The sequence below is a fragment of the uncultured Gordonia sp. genome, from assembly GCF_937858515.1.
In the GTDB taxonomy this organism is placed as follows: domain Bacteria; phylum Actinomycetota; class Actinomycetes; order Mycobacteriales; family Mycobacteriaceae; genus Gordonia.
On the sequence record NZ_CALLZT010000198.1, the window covers coordinates 1 to 15,306 of the forward strand.

At 65.6% G+C, this 15,306-nt stretch carries 14 protein-coding genes; 1 reads left to right on the forward strand and 13 read right to left on the reverse strand.

The annotated features are described in order from the left end of the window. From rsfS to Q0627_RS18755, 13 genes are all read right to left on the reverse strand, one after another. A partial coding sequence (gene rsfS / locus Q0627_RS18695) for a ribosome silencing factor (protein WP_298811894.1) occupies positions 1-308 on the reverse strand: 308 nt, incomplete at its 3' end. 31 nt (positions 309-339) lie between these two features. After that, entirely contained in the window at positions 340-1,017 is a 678-nt protein-coding gene (nadD, locus tag Q0627_RS18700) for a nicotinate-nucleotide adenylyltransferase (protein ID WP_291011027.1), read from the reverse strand. Between the two features lie 33 nt (positions 1,018-1,050). Further along, positions 1,051-2,478 (reverse strand): VWA domain-containing protein, encoded by a 1,428-nt coding sequence (locus Q0627_RS18705; RefSeq protein ID WP_291011025.1) that lies wholly within the window; start codon positions 2,476-2,478, stop codon positions 1,051-1,053. Continuing rightward, positions 2,478-3,407, reverse strand: a complete 930-nt coding sequence (locus tag Q0627_RS18710; RefSeq protein WP_291011022.1) for a MoxR family ATPase — start codon at positions 3,405-3,407, stop codon at positions 2,478-2,480. Before Q0627_RS18710 ends, Q0627_RS18705 begins: the two co-directional genes overlap by 1 nt. After that, the gene (locus tag Q0627_RS18715) at positions 3,368-4,639 is read right to left on the reverse strand and encodes a glutamate-5-semialdehyde dehydrogenase (RefSeq protein WP_291011019.1); all 1,272 of its coding nucleotides are present in this window, start codon (positions 4,637-4,639) and stop codon (positions 3,368-3,370) included. The genes Q0627_RS18710 and Q0627_RS18715 overlap by 40 nt, the downstream gene beginning before the upstream one ends. 60 nt (positions 4,640-4,699) lie before the next feature. Further along, positions 4,700-5,530, reverse strand: a complete 831-nt coding sequence (locus tag Q0627_RS18720) for an HNH endonuclease family protein (protein ID WP_324384399.1) — start codon at positions 5,528-5,530, stop codon at positions 4,700-4,702. An 88-nt stretch (positions 5,531-5,618) separates the two neighbouring features. After that, a complete protein-coding gene (locus tag Q0627_RS18725) occupies positions 5,619-5,861 on the reverse strand; it encodes a hypothetical protein (protein WP_291011015.1) in 243 nt (80 codons plus the stop codon). Between the two features lie 580 nt (positions 5,862-6,441). Then, positions 6,442-7,497 carry a TIGR03617 family F420-dependent LLM class oxidoreductase gene (locus tag Q0627_RS18730; protein WP_291011013.1) on the reverse strand — a complete coding sequence of 352 codons (1,056 nt, stop codon included), beginning with the start codon at positions 7,495-7,497 and terminating at the stop codon, positions 6,442-6,444. Between the two features lie 114 nt (positions 7,498-7,611). Further along, positions 7,612-8,415, reverse strand: a complete 804-nt coding sequence (locus Q0627_RS18735; RefSeq protein ID WP_298811900.1) for an SDR family oxidoreductase — start codon at positions 8,413-8,415, stop codon at positions 7,612-7,614. Between the two features lie 111 nt (positions 8,416-8,526). Further along, entirely contained in the window at positions 8,527-9,309 is a 783-nt protein-coding gene (locus tag Q0627_RS18740) for an enoyl-CoA hydratase (protein ID WP_291011009.1), read from the reverse strand. After that, the gene (locus Q0627_RS18745) at positions 9,306-9,860 is read right to left on the reverse strand and encodes a hypothetical protein (RefSeq protein WP_291011007.1); all 555 of its coding nucleotides are present in this window, start codon (positions 9,858-9,860) and stop codon (positions 9,306-9,308) included. The genes Q0627_RS18740 and Q0627_RS18745 overlap by 4 nt, the downstream gene beginning before the upstream one ends. A 69-nt stretch (positions 9,861-9,929) precedes the next feature. Beyond that, the gene (gene recG / locus Q0627_RS18750) at positions 9,930-12,167 is read right to left on the reverse strand and encodes an ATP-dependent DNA helicase RecG (RefSeq protein WP_298811903.1); all 2,238 of its coding nucleotides are present in this window, start codon (positions 12,165-12,167) and stop codon (positions 9,930-9,932) included. Further along, positions 12,167-13,831 carry a DAK2 domain-containing protein gene (locus Q0627_RS18755; protein WP_291011003.1) on the reverse strand — a complete coding sequence of 555 codons (1,665 nt, stop codon included), beginning with the start codon at positions 13,829-13,831 and terminating at the stop codon, positions 12,167-12,169. The genes recG and Q0627_RS18755 overlap by 1 nt, the downstream gene beginning before the upstream one ends. 287 nt (positions 13,832-14,118) lie before the next feature. Between Q0627_RS18755 and Q0627_RS18760 the strand changes: the two genes are divergently transcribed. Next, positions 14,119-15,126, forward strand: coding sequence for a ribonuclease HI (locus tag Q0627_RS18760; protein WP_298811905.1), 1,008 nt, complete (start codon positions 14,119-14,121; stop codon positions 15,124-15,126). The last annotated feature ends 180 nt before the right edge of the window (positions 15,127-15,306 follow it).

Consider the following 15,306-nt stretch of genomic DNA (forward strand, 5'->3'; position numbering starts at 1 on the left):
GCGTACACGCTGCGCTCCTCGGCGTGCTGGATATGGACGACGATGTCGATGAAGTCGAGCAGCACCCAGCGTCCCTCTCGGGCGCCTTCGCGGCGGGCCGGTTTGTGTCCGGCCTCGCGCATCTTGTCCTCCACCTCGTCGACGATCGCGTTGACCTGGCGTTCGTTGTCGGCGGAGACGATCACGAACAGGTCGGTGATCACCAACTGCTCCGACACGTCGATGACGGCGATCTCGTGGCCCAGTTTGTCGGCGGCCGCACGGGCGGCGACCTCGGCCATGGTCAGGGATTCAGGCGCGGCGCTCAAGCCCGCCTCCTCTCGTTGAAATGGGTACTGGTCATGGGGCGCTCACCCCGCGGGTGGCGCGTGCGCGGTAGAGGCGGCGTTTGGCGATGTACTGCACCACGCCGTCGGGTACCAGGTACCAGACGGGGCGGCCGGTGGCGGCGCGTTCGCGGCAGTCGGTGGACGAGATCGCCAGCGCCGGGATCTCCAACGTCTGCAGGGTATCGGCCGGCAGCCTCTTCAAATGATCGGCGAGGTGTTCGGCGCGCAGTTCGTAGCCGGGCCTGCTGACGCCGACGAACTTGGCGAGGTCGAACAGTTCTTCCCAGTTCTGCCACGACAGGATCGATTCGAGGGCGTCGGCGCCGGTGATGAAGTACAGCTGCGCGTCCGGCAGGATCGTCCGCAGATCCCGCAGGGTGTCGACGGTGTAGGTGGCGCCATCGCGTTCGATGTCGACACGGCTGACGCTGAACCTCGGGTTGGAGGCGGTGGCGATCACCGTCATCAGGTAGCGGTCCTCGGCAGCGCTGACCGACCGCGGTGATGTCCCGCTTTCGGTGTTGCCCGACATCTTCTGCCACGGCTGCCCGGTGGGGACGAAGATGACCTCGTCGAGCTTGCACCGATAGGCCACCTCACTGGCCGCGACCAGGTGACCGTTGTGGATGGGATCGAACGTTCCGCCCATTACACCGATACGGCGCACGCGGGGACGGTCGGAGGACATGAAGGGTCAGTCTACCGGTGCGGGCCGCTCACCCTAGACCGGGAGCAGGTCGGCGATGACCTCGCCGAGCTGGGTGACGTTGCGGCATTCGTACATCTGGATCACCCGTGCGTACTGCGGCGCCGCCGAATCTCCGGTTCCCCACACCGATTCGGCCTCGGGGTTGAGCCAGTACGAATTGCGCACCCGGTCGACGAGTTCGCCGAGCGCATCGATGCGGGCATCGTGATAGTTGTTACGGGCATCGCCCAGGATCAACAGGGCTCCCCGATGGGTGAGCGACTCGGCGTATTCCGCGGCAAATCCGCGCAGCATGTTGCCGTAGTCCGAGTGACCGTCGAGGGTGGAGATCCGCGCTTCGGAGATCATCTGGTGCATCGCCGCACCGAAATCGCCGTCGTCGGTGTGCCGGTCGAAATAGTCGGTCACCTCGTCGACCGTGTCCACGAACGCGAATACCCGGACCTTCGAGAACTGTTGCCGCAGAGCATAAACCAGCCGCAGCGTGAACTGCGAGAAACCGGCGACCGATCCGGAGACATCGCAGATGATCACCAATTCCGGACGATGCGGTCGCGGTTTGCGGTGAATCAGGTCGATGGGTACCCCACCCGTCGACATCGACGCCCGCAACGTTTTGCGCACATCGACCTGCCCGCGATGCGAACGCCGCCGGCGGATCTCCAGTTTGGCCGCCAGCAGCCGGGCCAGCGGTTCGATGGTGCGCCGGATCTGCGCCTGCTCCCGCGCACCCGCCGACAGGAAGTTGATGTTCTCCGGCAGCTGCGGCACCGCGTAGTCGGCGACGGCGTCGCGGCCTTTGCGCATGGCCATCCGGCGCTGCGTTTCCGACTCGATGGCCGCACGCAGTCCGCCCGCCCGGGCACGGGCGGCGGCCCGGTACCGTTCGGCTACTCCCGCACGCCCGGCGGACCCGTCGTTGTCGATGTCCATCGCTGCGGCGATCTTGGCGATGAGCGTTTGCGGGCTCACCACCGACATCGCCTGATACGCCGAGAACGCCTCGCCCTGAGTCGACTCGTACCGGCCGAGCTGGTCGACGATCTGCGCCACCAATTCCGCGAGACGCCCGTCGTTCTCGGCGTCGTCGTCGGCGAGCAGTTCGGCGATCATCGCCCTGGTCGCCTCGACGTCGATCTCGCCGTCGACCTTGCGGGGCAGGTCGAAGGTGGTGGTGCGAGCGCCGGGTGCGGGCGGAAACCACAGGTCGAAGAGCTTGTCGAAGACGATGCGGTGGTTCTGCTCGGTCAGCAGCGTCGCCGCCAGACCTTCCCGCAGGCTGGTGCGGTCGAGCAGGTCGAGCACCGACATCGCACGGGCAGCATCGATCAGCGCCGACGGGTTCACCGGCATCCCCCGCCCACGCAGTGCGTCGACGAACCCGGTGAGCTGACCCACCAGAGGTACGTCATCGAGCGGGGTGGGCGCGGTGTCCGTCATCAGCCGAGTTTGAGTTCTTTGATCGCCGTCTTGAGGTCGGGGCGGTGTTTGAGCACCACCCCCAGGGTTCGGGCGATCAGTCCGTCGTCGAGTTTTGCGCGACGGCCGGACACGTCGTCGCCGGCACCGAGCGCGAGCAACGTATTGGCCCAGTCGATCGTCTCGGCCACCGACGGCTTCTTCCGGATGTCGAGGGTGCGCAGGACGCCGATGATCCGCACGATCTCCGCCGACAACGCGTCGCCGAGTTCGGGGACCCGCGACGACAGGATCTCCCGTTCGCGATGGGCGTCCGGAAAGTCGATGTACAGGTACAGGCAGCGCCGCTTGAGCGCCTCCGACAGTTCGCGGGTGGCGTTGGAGGTGAGCAGCACGATCGGCCGACGGGTGGCGGCGACGGTGCCCATCTCGGGGATGGTGACGGCGAAGTCGCTGAGCACCTCCAGCAGCAGACCTTCCATGTCGACGTCGGCCTTGTCGACCTCGTCGATCAGCAGCACCGTCGGCTCGTCTCGGGAGATGGCGCGCAGCAGTGGCCGCGGCAGCAGGAACTCGTCGGAGAAGATGTCGCTCTTGGCCTCGTCCCACGAACGAGTGCCGGTCGCCTGGATCGCGAGGATCTGTTTGGCGTGGTTCCACTCGTACAGGGCCCGTGCCTCGTCGATGCCCTCGTAGCACTGCAACCGGATCAGTTCGGCGCCGGTCGCCGTGGCCAGAGCCCGGGCGAGTTCGGTCTTGCCGACGCCCGCGGGCCCTTCCACCAGCAAGGGTTTGCCGAGCCGGTCGGCGAGGAATGCGCTGGTGGCGGTGGCGTCGTCGGCGAGGTAGCCGGTCTGCCGCAGCCGCGAGACCACATCGGGAACGCCGTCGAACGACGGAACGATCGCGCTCATGCGGGCCGCACGTGGCCGTCGCCCCACACCACCCATTTGGTGGAGGTCAGCTCGGGCAGGCCCATCGGTCCACGGGCGTGCAGTTTCTGCGTCGAGATACCGATCTCGGCACCGAACCCGAACTGCTCACCGTCGGTGAACGCGGTGGACGCGTTGACCATGACGGCGGCGGCATCGACGCGGGTGGTGAACTCGCGGGCGGCCGCGAGGTCGGTGGTGATGATGGCCTCGGTGTGCCCGGTGCCGTAGGTGTCGATGTGCGCGACGGCGGCGTCCAGGTCGTCGACGACCTTCATAGCGATGTCCAGCGACAGGTATTCGTCGGTCCAGTCGGTGTCGGTGGCCGGGACCATGCCCGGTTCGTCGCCGTGGATGGTGACGCCCTGCATCTGCAACGCCTGCGAGATCTGCGGCAACGCGTCCGCGGCTACGGCCTTGTCAATGAGCACCGTCTCGGCCGTGTTGCACACGCTGGGTCGGCGGGTCTTGGCGTTGAGCACCACCCGGGTGGCGACATCGATGTCGGCGAGGGCATGCACGTACACGTGGCAGTTACCTGTGCCGGTCTCGATGGTGGGCACGGTCGCATTGGACACGACAGCGTTGATCAATCCGGCGCCACCACGCGGGATCACGACGTCGACCAGGCCGCGCGCGCGGATCAATGCGGTGACGCTGGCGCGGTCCTCACTGGGCAGCAAGGCCACGGCGTCGGCGTTGACGCCCTTGTCCGCCAGCACTTCCCGCAGGATACGGACGAGTTCGGCGTTCGAACTGGCCGCCGATGACGACCCGCGCAACAGCACTGCATTGCCGGACTTGAAGGCGATACCGAAGGCGTCGACGGTGACGTTGGGGCGCGCCTCGTACACGATGCCGACCACGCCGAGCGGCACCCGCAGCTGCCGCAGCTCCAGCCCGTTGGGCAGGGTCTTGCCGGAGACGACCTCCCCAATAGGGTCGGCGAGCGCGGCCACTTGGCGCAGACCACCGGCGATGCCCTTCACCCGGTCGGCGGTCAGCCGCAGTCGATCGATGAGACTGGCCTCGGTACCGCCGGCCTCGGCGCGTTCCACGTCGGAGGCGTTGGCCGCGAGGATCGACTCGGTGTTGGCCTCGATCGCCTCGGCCGCGGCGAGCAGTACCTCGTTCTTGGTGGCCGTGGTGAGACCGTTCAGGCTGCGGGAGGCCGCCTTGGCGGCGGTCGCGAGCGACAACACCGCGCTCTCGATGTCGGTCCCGACCGATTCGGCCGTAGGTGCACTCATGAAACCTCGCTAGCGTCGATAGTCGCCTACTACCCTAACCGAGCGCCTCGACGCTCCCGCTCAGCAGCTTCTTAGGGTGGAACGCAAAGTGGCCTGGGAGGGGGCGTCGAGGGTGAGGTGGTAGGCGGCGGTGACCAGGATGAATTGGATGGCGTACCGGCACCGGAACGCGGTGAGCCTGGGCATCCAGCGTGCCGGTTCGGCATCGCGCTTGTCCTGGTTGGAGCGGGCGTCGACGGCCACCAGATTGGCGGGATCGTTGGCGAAGGCGTACCGCCGACCCGCCGGCCAGGTCCGTGCACCCATCGTCCAGGCGAACGCCAGTGGCACGATGTGGTCGATCTGCACCGCTGACGCTGCGCGTTCACGCGAGAACACGATGAACTCGCCGGTATACGGACTGCGGAACTCCCCCGACAGCACCGCTTTCGGGCACTTCGAGGTGACGACGGTGGTGATGTCCGACAGGTCCCGGGTGAGGATGTCGTTGCGGGTGTCGCAACGGTCGCCGCCGCCGGTGACCTGCACGGCGTCGGTCCATGCCGCACCGAATTGCGCGCGATCGTAGGTACCGTCGGCGCCCGGTCTGGATTCGGTCGTCGGAATCGTCGCCAGAACGTCCGCGGCGTGCCTCGCGGCCACCCTAAGCGCCGGGTCGGTATCGACACCCACATCCGAAAGCACCACACCGATAGCGACGATCACCGCGGTCACCGCACCCGCCCACACGAGCAGCCACCGCCGGACCGGCCACTGCGACGACGCCACCCCGCGGCGTAGCCGCCGGTGATGCCGGCCGAATCTGATCAGCCATCGCGACGCGCCACGATGCCCGTCGCAGTGGCAAGTCCGGCAATGCCGGGTCGATACCCTCGAATTGTCAACGCGCATCACAACATCCCTCGCGCCTGCCGGGACATCCGGTCAGCCGTTGCGGTTATAGCCGTCCGAATCGCCGGTGGAATCACTACTTTCCGTGTCATCCGGTTCCCAATCTCCGATGACCGGCGGCGACACCAGCGGTTTTCATCGACACGCTGATGTCGGTGATCGGATAGGTATAGGTCGAATTCATCAGCTGCCCTGTGTCACGGAAGTCATCGATTAACGACGCACTGATCCGAGGCGCTTCGGTAATCGCGGTGGCCAACGCAATGACGTCGGCAGAGGCATCGCCGCCATTTATCGAATCGACAGCGTCCAGCACCTCACCGATACTCATCAAGCCCCATAGACTCCCCGCCACAGCCACCCCCGGATCTGTTCACAAGTCCTACGTTGCGCTCTGGACACCGGCGACCTTACCGTGTTCACTGGGTCGAGTTAAGCAATCCATCAACAGGTTTCACTTCGCAAAGACTATTCGACAGCGGCGCATGGGGTGGATCATGACGGGCGATACCGAGCCCTGGCCAACGGTCAAATACCCCGCGGATGCTTCTGGTAATATCGTGGGTCCGCGATGGGAGGGGTCAGTCACCTCACGGGCGACAGTCCGTCGTTCGATGTGCAGCAGAAAGATCGAGAGTGGTATGTGCTGTCGTACGACACGACGATCGGGGGCCGTACAGCCCTGATTGATGCTCGTGACTTCTCGTGCATGGCAACTGCCAGAGCCGAAAACGCGACGGTCTCGGCCATCGCCACACGCATCCGGAAGCCCCCGCCCGCCTCCGAACTATGTGCGATGGCAATCGAGTTCATGAAGCGAGCGGTCCCGAGGATGCCGCCTCCAGCACCGTAGCCACCGGTCGTAGTACCGTTCCCTACCCATCTGTCCGCGTGGTAGAGAGCGGCACCATCTACGACCGGTGTACGGGCTTACCCCGTTGTTCAAGGTGCCTTGGCCCGATCGCATGCAGCGCCCCAACCAGTTCGGTGACGTCGTCGTCGCTGGGTATGAATCCGGGGAAATAGCAGCACACATCGGTGGCGTAGGCGCCGTAGCGTTCGCGGATCTGGTCGGCGCATTCCTGCGGGGTGCCGACCACGCCGATGGCTCGCACCATCGGATCGGTGATCTGTGCCCGCATCTCGGCGAATGCACCGATCTTGGACAGCCGGTTGAGTTCGGGTTGCAGTTCACCCCAGCCGCCCAGTTCCAGCACCTCGCGATAGGCGGGCGTCGAGCCGTAGAAGGCGATCAGCATGGCCACGTGTTCGTAGGCGATCTGCGCCTGCTCCGGTGTGCTGCCGACTGCGCACATCACCTGGGCGACGATCTGGAAGTCGTCGATGCGGCGTCCTGAACGATCCAGTCCCGCGGTCAGCGCCGGGATGGTGCGCTCGGTGAAATGCTGGGTGCTGTTGAACGGCATCACCAGCAGTCCATCGGCGACCTCACCGGCGGTGCGGGTCATGATCGGTCCGAGCGCACCCAGCAGAATCGGGGGCGGGCCGTACGGATTCGGGCCCGGATTGAAGTTGGGTGGCATCAAAGTGTGCGTGTAGAACTCCCCGCGGAAGTCCAAGGGCTCCTTACCTTCCCAACAGCCGAAGATCGCTTTGACGGCGGCCACCGACTCCGCCATCCGTTTGGCGGGTTTGCCCCATTCGGCGCCGTATCGTCGTTCGATGTGGGGTTTGATCTGAGACCCGAGGCCGAGACGGAACCGGCCCCGGCTGTGTACCTGCAGATCGTAGGCGGCATGAGCCAGATGTAGCGGACTGCGCGGTCCGGCGATGGCCACATTCGTCATCAATTCCAGGTCTGTGGATCCGGCGGCGAGAACCAACGGGAAGAACACATCGTGCGGGCCCTCAAAGGTGAAGAGTCCGTCGGCGCCGAAGCTCTCGATCCGGCGGGCACTGTCCTGTGTGGCCGTCGGGTCGTCGTCGATCTGAAGGTGGACCTTCATCGTGGGTATCTCGCTTTCGCCGCTCCTGCACGGTGCGGTGGTTTCAGGTGATGAATGTGGATATCGTTCCGGTGCCGGACCGCAGAGACGATGCCGCCGCGTGGCGACAAGAGATCACACAGTGCCCGGGAGGCTGTACTCGGTACCGTCCAGTGCACGTACCTGCAATCCGAGTTCCTCGATGAGGTCACCACTGATCACGATCCGGCCGGTCATGTCGACGGGCGCGGCACACAGCGCCGCCGCGGCTTCGACGATGGTCTCGGTGGGTTCGAAGTATCCCGAATCGAGGAGGTCGCCGATGTTCTCGGCCGCCCCTTCGCTGAGCACCGCGACACGCGGACCGACAGCGTTCACGCGGATCCCCGTGCCATGGAGATCCCCGGCGAGGCCACTGGTGATGCGGTTGAGCGCGGCCTTGGTCGCGCCGTAGACCTCCATCACCGATCCTTGCGGGCCGAGATTGAAGGGCGGCCCGTCGTGCAGTCGTGCACCCGTACTGGTGATGTTGACGATCCACCCTTCGCACTTCTCTCGCATGCCAGGAACGACATCCTGCGCAAGATCAAGAGGCGCAATGACATTCGCCGAGTACAGGAGATGCTGCTTGCGTGCCGGGATCTCGTCGAGCGGCAGCATGATGGCGGCCGCCGCATTATTCACGAGGATATCGATCGGCCCGCCGAGTTGTTCAACGGCCGCCGGCACGATCGTGGCCCGTGAATCGTCATCGCTGACATCGCCGACGACGACCGCCACATTGTGGCCGTACCGGCGCAGCTTGTCCTCGGTCTCACGCAGACTGCCGGGCAGCACTTTGTGCTTGTCCAGGGTCCGGGCGACGAGCGCCACATCGGCGCCTTCGGCGGCGAGCCGCTGCGCGAGTCCCGCCCCGATCCCACGACTCGCGCCAGTCACCAACGCACGTTTACCCTCGAAACGTCCGGTCAATTCCGTCCTCCTGCTCGGCCGGCGATATGCCGGATCCTGTCGTTCGCTTGTTTGTGGGCGTGCACCGGCGACCGGCGACTATGTGGTGCCGCCGGATATGGCGGTTCCGGCCGCCGTGAAAGCCGCCAGGTCATAAGTCCTGCCGAGGCTATGGGTTAGTTCGCTGTTGAGTGCCGCCGACAATGACAGATCGGCACCACGGTCGTACAGTTCGAGAAACTCGCCCACCGCACCGTTGGCGGGAATCCGGGCAGCCAGATCGAGCGTGAATGTCAGCAGGTCGTCGTGGTCGACGACCTGGTTGACCAGACCCAACCGCAACGCCTCCTGCGCGCCGACGAATGCGCCGGTCAGCGACATCTCGCGTGCCTTTCGGATTCCGACGGCCCGTGGCAACAGTGCTGTCAGCCCCCACGTCGGGACCACTCCGAGCCGGGCGTGGGTGTCGGCGAAGGATGCGCGGTCGGAGGCAACGATGAAGGAGCAACTCAGCGCCAGTTCCAGCGCCCCCGATACGCATGCGCCGTTGACGGCCGCGATCACCGGTTTGCGCACAGCGCGAATCGCGGCCGCCGGAGTCGGCTCCAGCGGGCTTCCCGTCGACCCGGGTTCCGGTTCGAGATTCTTGAAGTCGACGCCGGCGCTGAACACCGGGTCGGTGCCGGTCAGCACGATCGCAGTCACACCCGCGTCCCGATCGGCCGCACTGATCGCGGCTTTCAGCTCGACTCGCAATTTCGCGTGCATGGCATTGCGCGCTTTCGGGCGGTTGAGCCGCAGGATTCGTACTGATCCGTTGTCGGTTACGAGCAGGTGGTCATCAGTACCGGTATCTGGCGTATCGGAACCTGGTGCGGTCACGGCTTCCTCTGCTCTTGTGTGACTGTCGGACAGTTCAGGCGCATCGCGACTTCCACTACGCTAGCGCAACTGTAAGTCTTACAGTTTGTCTTTCGCCTGTTTGCGTGCGGGTGGCGATCGCCCGCGCCTTGCCGATAGATGCCGATGGTCTGCGTGTAGGCGTTGACCGCATCGGTGACCTGCTCAATCGCGTCGACCACCGGGTTGAGTTCGTCCTCGGTGGGCTCCTTGCCGAACGTCTGGAACATCATCAGCTTCCAGATCTTCATGCCCTGGACGGTGATGTCCACGTCCTTGGGGATGAACGAGAATGTGCCGGTGGTACCCGACGAGGTGAACAGCTGCAGCGGGCTCTGCGATTCGAGTGCGTCGAGCCAGTCGTCGATGGACTCGCACCGCGAAGCGTCGACTCCGGACAGGTCGTAGGTGGTCAGTTTGTCGAGCCACTTGGTCATCAGATCCCAGCGGTTCTTCTCGATGAGCTGCGGCGGGTACGCCTTGTAGGCCGTGTGCGCGAACATCAGCAGCACGATGTCGTTGATCTGGTCCACTACCTTCGCGCAGCCGCGCGGCCGCGGAATACACCGATACTCAGGCCGACACGGCCGGCGAGCTCACAATCAGGACTTGTCGAGGTAGGCGACCTTCTGCGGGGCGAGAATGCCGTCGACGAGGTCGGCGAGGGGGCGGTGGTCGGCGAGCGGAAGATCGGCGGACACAACGTCTTCGGCGAGACCTCGGGCATCGGCAATCAGGTCGGAGTCGTCGAGCAGCGACAGGAAATGCAGCGACGACTTGCCGCCGGACTGCAGCGAACCGAGCACGTCGCCTTCACGGCGTTGCTCGAGGTCGATGCGGGCGAGTTCGAATCCGTCGTTGGAACCGGCGACCGCCTTGAGTCGTTCCATCGACTGCGACACCGGGTTGGCCTTGCTCATCAGCAAGCAGAGTCCGGCGTGCTGTCCGCGGCCGACGCGTCCCCGCAACTGGTGCAGCTGGGACACACCGAACCTCTCAGCGTCGACGATGACCATCATGGTGGCATTGGGGACGTCGACACCCACCTCGATGACGGTGGTCGATACGACGATGTCCACATCGCCCGCACCGAAACGATCCATCACAAAGTTCTTCTCGTCGGCCGGCATCCGCCCGTGCAGCATCTCGATGCTGTGCCCGCCGAGCGGCCCGGCCGACAATTCTTCGAACATCTCCAGCACGGAGGTGGTGCGCAGCGCCGGATCGTCCTCGATCTTGCGCAGCACTTCTTCCGGGCCATCGTCACCGATCCGCGAACAGACAATGTATACCTGCCTGCCGGAAGCGATCTCCTCGGCGGCCCGCGCCCACACCCGGTCGACCCACTTGTCGTTGCCCATCGGGACGACGGTGGTGCCGATCGGTTGCCGGCCACGCGGCAGTTCGCGCAACGTCGACGTGTCGAGGTCACCGAAGGCGGTCATCGCGACGGTACGCGGGATGGGTGTTGCCGTCATCACCAGGAAGTGCGGGTGCACACCGTCTTTGCCGCGTCCACGGAGAACATCGCGCTGCTCGACGCCGAAACGGTGCTGCTCGTCGACCACCACCATGCCCAGGTCGAAGAAGCTCACCTTCTCTTCGAGGAGCGCGTGGGTGCCGACGACAATGCCCGCATCGCCGCTGACCACATCGAGCAGTGTTTGCCGTTTACCCTTGGTCCTCATCGACCCGGTGAGCAGGGCGATCTTGGTGGCACCTTCGGCAGCGGTCAGCTCCCCCGCCTCCGCCAGGTCACCGAGCATGGACCGGATGGTCCGGTAGTGCTGTGCCGCAAGCACTTCCGTGGGTGCCATGAGGACGCACTGGTGACCGTTGTCGACCACCCGCAGCATGGCGAGCAACGAGACCAGTGTTTTACCCGAACCGACCTCGCCCTGCAGCAGCCTGCTCATCGGGGTCGCACGTGCCAGATCGTCACCGATCTCGGCCACGACCTCTTGCTGACCGGACGTGAGTCGGAACGGAAGTCGTTGCAGCAATTGCTCTTCCAGTCCGCCATCGACTTTCGGGCAGGCCACCGAGTGTTCTCGATAACCGGCGATCCGCCGTTGTGCGAGCACCGTCTGAATGGCCAATGCTTCGTCGAATTTCAATCGCTCGCGGGCAGCGGCGATGTCGTCCTCGGTGTCCGGCAGATGGATCTTGCGCAATGCATCGTCGGCGGTAAGCAGCCCCCGCGGGCGTCGCCACGTTTCTTCGAGCGCATCGGGTTGCGGCGGAAGCTGAGCCAGGACTCGCCGTATCGCATTCCAGATGGTCCACGTCTGAATCTCGCTGGAGGCCGGGTACATCGGGATGATCGGCCGGTCGAACGCGGCAATCTCGTGGCCTTCCTCGGCGAGTTCGTTGTCGGCCGTGTACATTTCGGCGGCCATGGCCGACCCGACCACTTTGCCCGCGTCGGCGTCGCCGTCGGGGATCACCGCCCACTGTGGATGCGAGAGTTGCACCTGCTCGCGGAAGTACTTCACCTTGCCCGCCAGCATCACCCGGGCACCGGGTTGCAACGCGCGTCGAATCGCGCGCGGGTTGAAGAAGGTGGCTTCGATGCGCTGATGGCCGTCATCGACCACCACTTTGAGGAACTGACCGTGTTTGCGCCGCATCGAGATCATCTGCGACGAGGTGATGGTGCCGACAACCGTCGTCCATTCACCGGCTTCGAGACGCTCCCGCTGGTCGAGGTGCCCCTGACTCATATATCGCCGCGGCGGATAGCGCAGCAGCTCACCGATGGTGGTGATATTCAGCGAGGCAAGGCCTGCCGTCGTCTTCTTGTCGAGAAGGACACTTGGTGAGTCCTGCAACGACAGCACTATTCGACTCCCACCTGAATCAGATCGTCCTGCTGCCCGGTCGGGTACACGAGCAACTCCACACCAGGGTACGACCGCCGTAGGTGTTCGTCGATGACCGCGACTGTGTCGTCGGCGATCTGCGCACCCGCCAGCACGGTGACCATCTCTCCGCCGGTGGCCAGCATGAGGTCCACAAGGGCGGTCGCGGCCTCCGGCTGCCGGTCGGCCACCACCAGGACGTCGCTGCCGATCAAGCCGAGAATGTCCCCCACTTCGCAGGTTCCGGCCAACGTCATCATCTTCGTCTCGGCGATGGTCAGCGAACCCCAACGTGCCCCGGCCGCGGCTTCGGCCATCGCATAGGCGTCGGCGTCAGGCGATTCGGTCGGATCGTGAACGGCAAGTGCCGCAAGGCATTGCGTCATCGAAAGGGTCGGCAACGACACCACGGCCCGCTGCGGGGACCGGACTTCGGAGGTCACCGACACCAGATCGGGCGAGGACATCGCGCCGTTGGCCATCACCACCACATGGGCACTGTCGGTGCCTCGGATGGCGTCGGCCAACTTTTCCGGCGTCAGCCCGTCGTCGGCACGAACCACTGCCGCCCCCGCATCCGCGAACAGTTCCGCGGCCCCCTCCCCTCGTACGACCGCCACCACGGCACGCTTATGCCTGGGTGGCGGACCGTCGTTGACGGTTTGCTTCTTGATCTCGTCCAGCGCGAAACACGAGATCCGGATATCCGACAATGCGCCCCGCTCGATGCCCGCCTCCACCGCGGCACCGGGTTCATTCGTATGCACGTGTACCGAAAAGCGTTCTCCCGCATCGCCGGAGCTGTCGCCGACGATCACCACCGCGTCACCGATCTCACCGAGCCGGGTGCGCAGCGTCGCCACATGTTCACCGGCGGCGCCGTCAAGCAGGAACATCACCTCGTAGTCCATATCCGACGACGCACACGCCTCGTCGGCCGAATGCCCCGGTTCGCCACCGCCGGTGAGGATTCCGCGATACCGGCGTCGTCGCTGCATCGCACCGGTCAGCACTCCCACGAGGGCGTCGGCGAGGACGAGAAAACCCCGCGCGCCGGCATCGACCACACCGGCCGACGCGAGTTCCGGCATCTGCTCGGGGGTCCGTTCGAGTGCTTCGGCGGTGTCGTCGGCGACCGCACGTGCCAGGTCGGCGGGGCTGGCGCCGACGTACTGGGCCGCGGTCTGGGCGGCGACCGCGATGACGGTGAGTACCGTGCCCTCACGGGGGTTGCTGACCGCCCGTATCGCTCCGCGCGCGGCCAGCCGCAGCCCCGACGAGTAGAGATGATTGAACGTCGCGTCGTGGTCCGCCGTCAGCACGTCAGCGGCGTCGGCCAGACCCACCAGCACCTGCGACAGGATGATGCCCGAGTTGCCACGCGCCGACGACACCGCGCCGTCGGCCATGGCCCGGGTGACGGTCGCCAGGTCCGCCTCGTCCGGGGTCGCACGGGCTGCCTCGGCGGCGGCCCGCATCGTGAACAGCATGTTGCTTCCGGTGTCCGAGTCCGGGATCGGGAAGACGTTCAGGTCATTGATCTCGCCCCGCAGCTCTTCCAGGCCCGCGACACACGCGTCGGCCCAGTCGCGGACCACATGCGGATTCACCGAGGCGACCGGGGGTCGGTCCGGGGTCGTCATCGGCACACCTCTCGATCTGCTGGCTTTCGGTCGGCGCACACGTTGGCCGTCGCCGGGTGGTCTGAGACTACCCGCGAGTCCGTGGCGCACAGCCCGTTGGTGACCGGGGCGCCGGTTGGACTGTTTCCGCGGCATCTCAGCGCGGGCGCCGACAGCCCCGGAATCCATCGTTTGGTCGGCCCCCGCCCAGTTCAGGACCCGATTGTCGTATGTGGGTGCCATGATCTGAGCAGAGTCGGGAGGCAAGAGGTTGCCGGGCCCGACTACCGACACCCGGAGGTTTCCACGTGAGCAATTCAGCTCTGCCGCGCTGCGCCGACGCGACGTCGAGTTCGTCGGCCCCGGTCGTCAGGTCGCCGCTGTCGCTACCGCGATGCACGGCCTTCCGGAAGGCCGTGTCACGTCCTTTCATCGACGTGGTCCTCGGTATCCACGACGCGGAAGCCGGCCGGTTCCGGTTTCAGGCGGTCGGCCCCGAATGTGAGTGGTCCGGCACGGTGGACGCACCGAATCCCGCGACGGCAACTGTCGATGCCATCTCCACGATCCGCGCGGCCGGTGACGGCCCGGACCGCGTTAGGTTCGTCGTCGCCCCGCCCGTGAGCAAAGTGTTGAAGTGCCATCGTGTCGGGCTCGAAGCAGCGCTGCCGGATGTCATGATCACCGGACCGGCCACCGCTGAGCACACCGCACAGCTGCGTGCGATCCGTAGGCTGCTGGGCGCCGACGACGACACCCCACCACCGCCGGCCCAGGTTGTATGCGACGACCCCATCACCGTCGCGACCGACGCCTCCGTATCGCGCGGAATCACCGGTTTCGGTGTCCTCGCCGACGACGGCCAGTACCAGCTGATGGCATTCCCCCACCAGCGCAAGCAGATCGGTTCGCAGCCCGTGCTCGTCGCCGAATTGCGCGGCATCAACGAGGCGGTCCGCAAGTTCGGGCACCGCCCGCTGACCATCCTCACCGACAGCCAGGAGTCCGTCGCGATGGTGAACCGCTGGCGCGCCGGCGACGAGGTCCTGCCGCGCGGGTACACCACCGATCGGGCGGTCGGGCTCGCCGGTCTGGTCGAGGCGCAACGGCGAGTCCGTAAGCACCGCGACCGCATCGACATCCGCTGGGTCCGTGGCCACGACGGTCACCTCCTCAACGAGGGCGCCGACGCCCTCGCCAAACTCGCCCGCCGCTACCGGCTGCCCGGCAGTGGTCTCACCCCATCCGAATATCGCAGGCGCGCAGCCGGTCTCGCCGACGGTTTCGCCGCGGCATTCGCCGAACAACCGCACTGACCCGCACCTTCAATACCAATTCATCTACGCCGGTACAGATTCCGGACACGCCACCGCACCCCCACTCAAATGAAGCGACAGTCTATGTGCCCACCAGAAACTTCAGCCAACGATCCGAATCCTGCGGACGAAACCGAAGCGACAGCAGACGACCTGGCCCGAGCGTGGCTACCGGTTGAG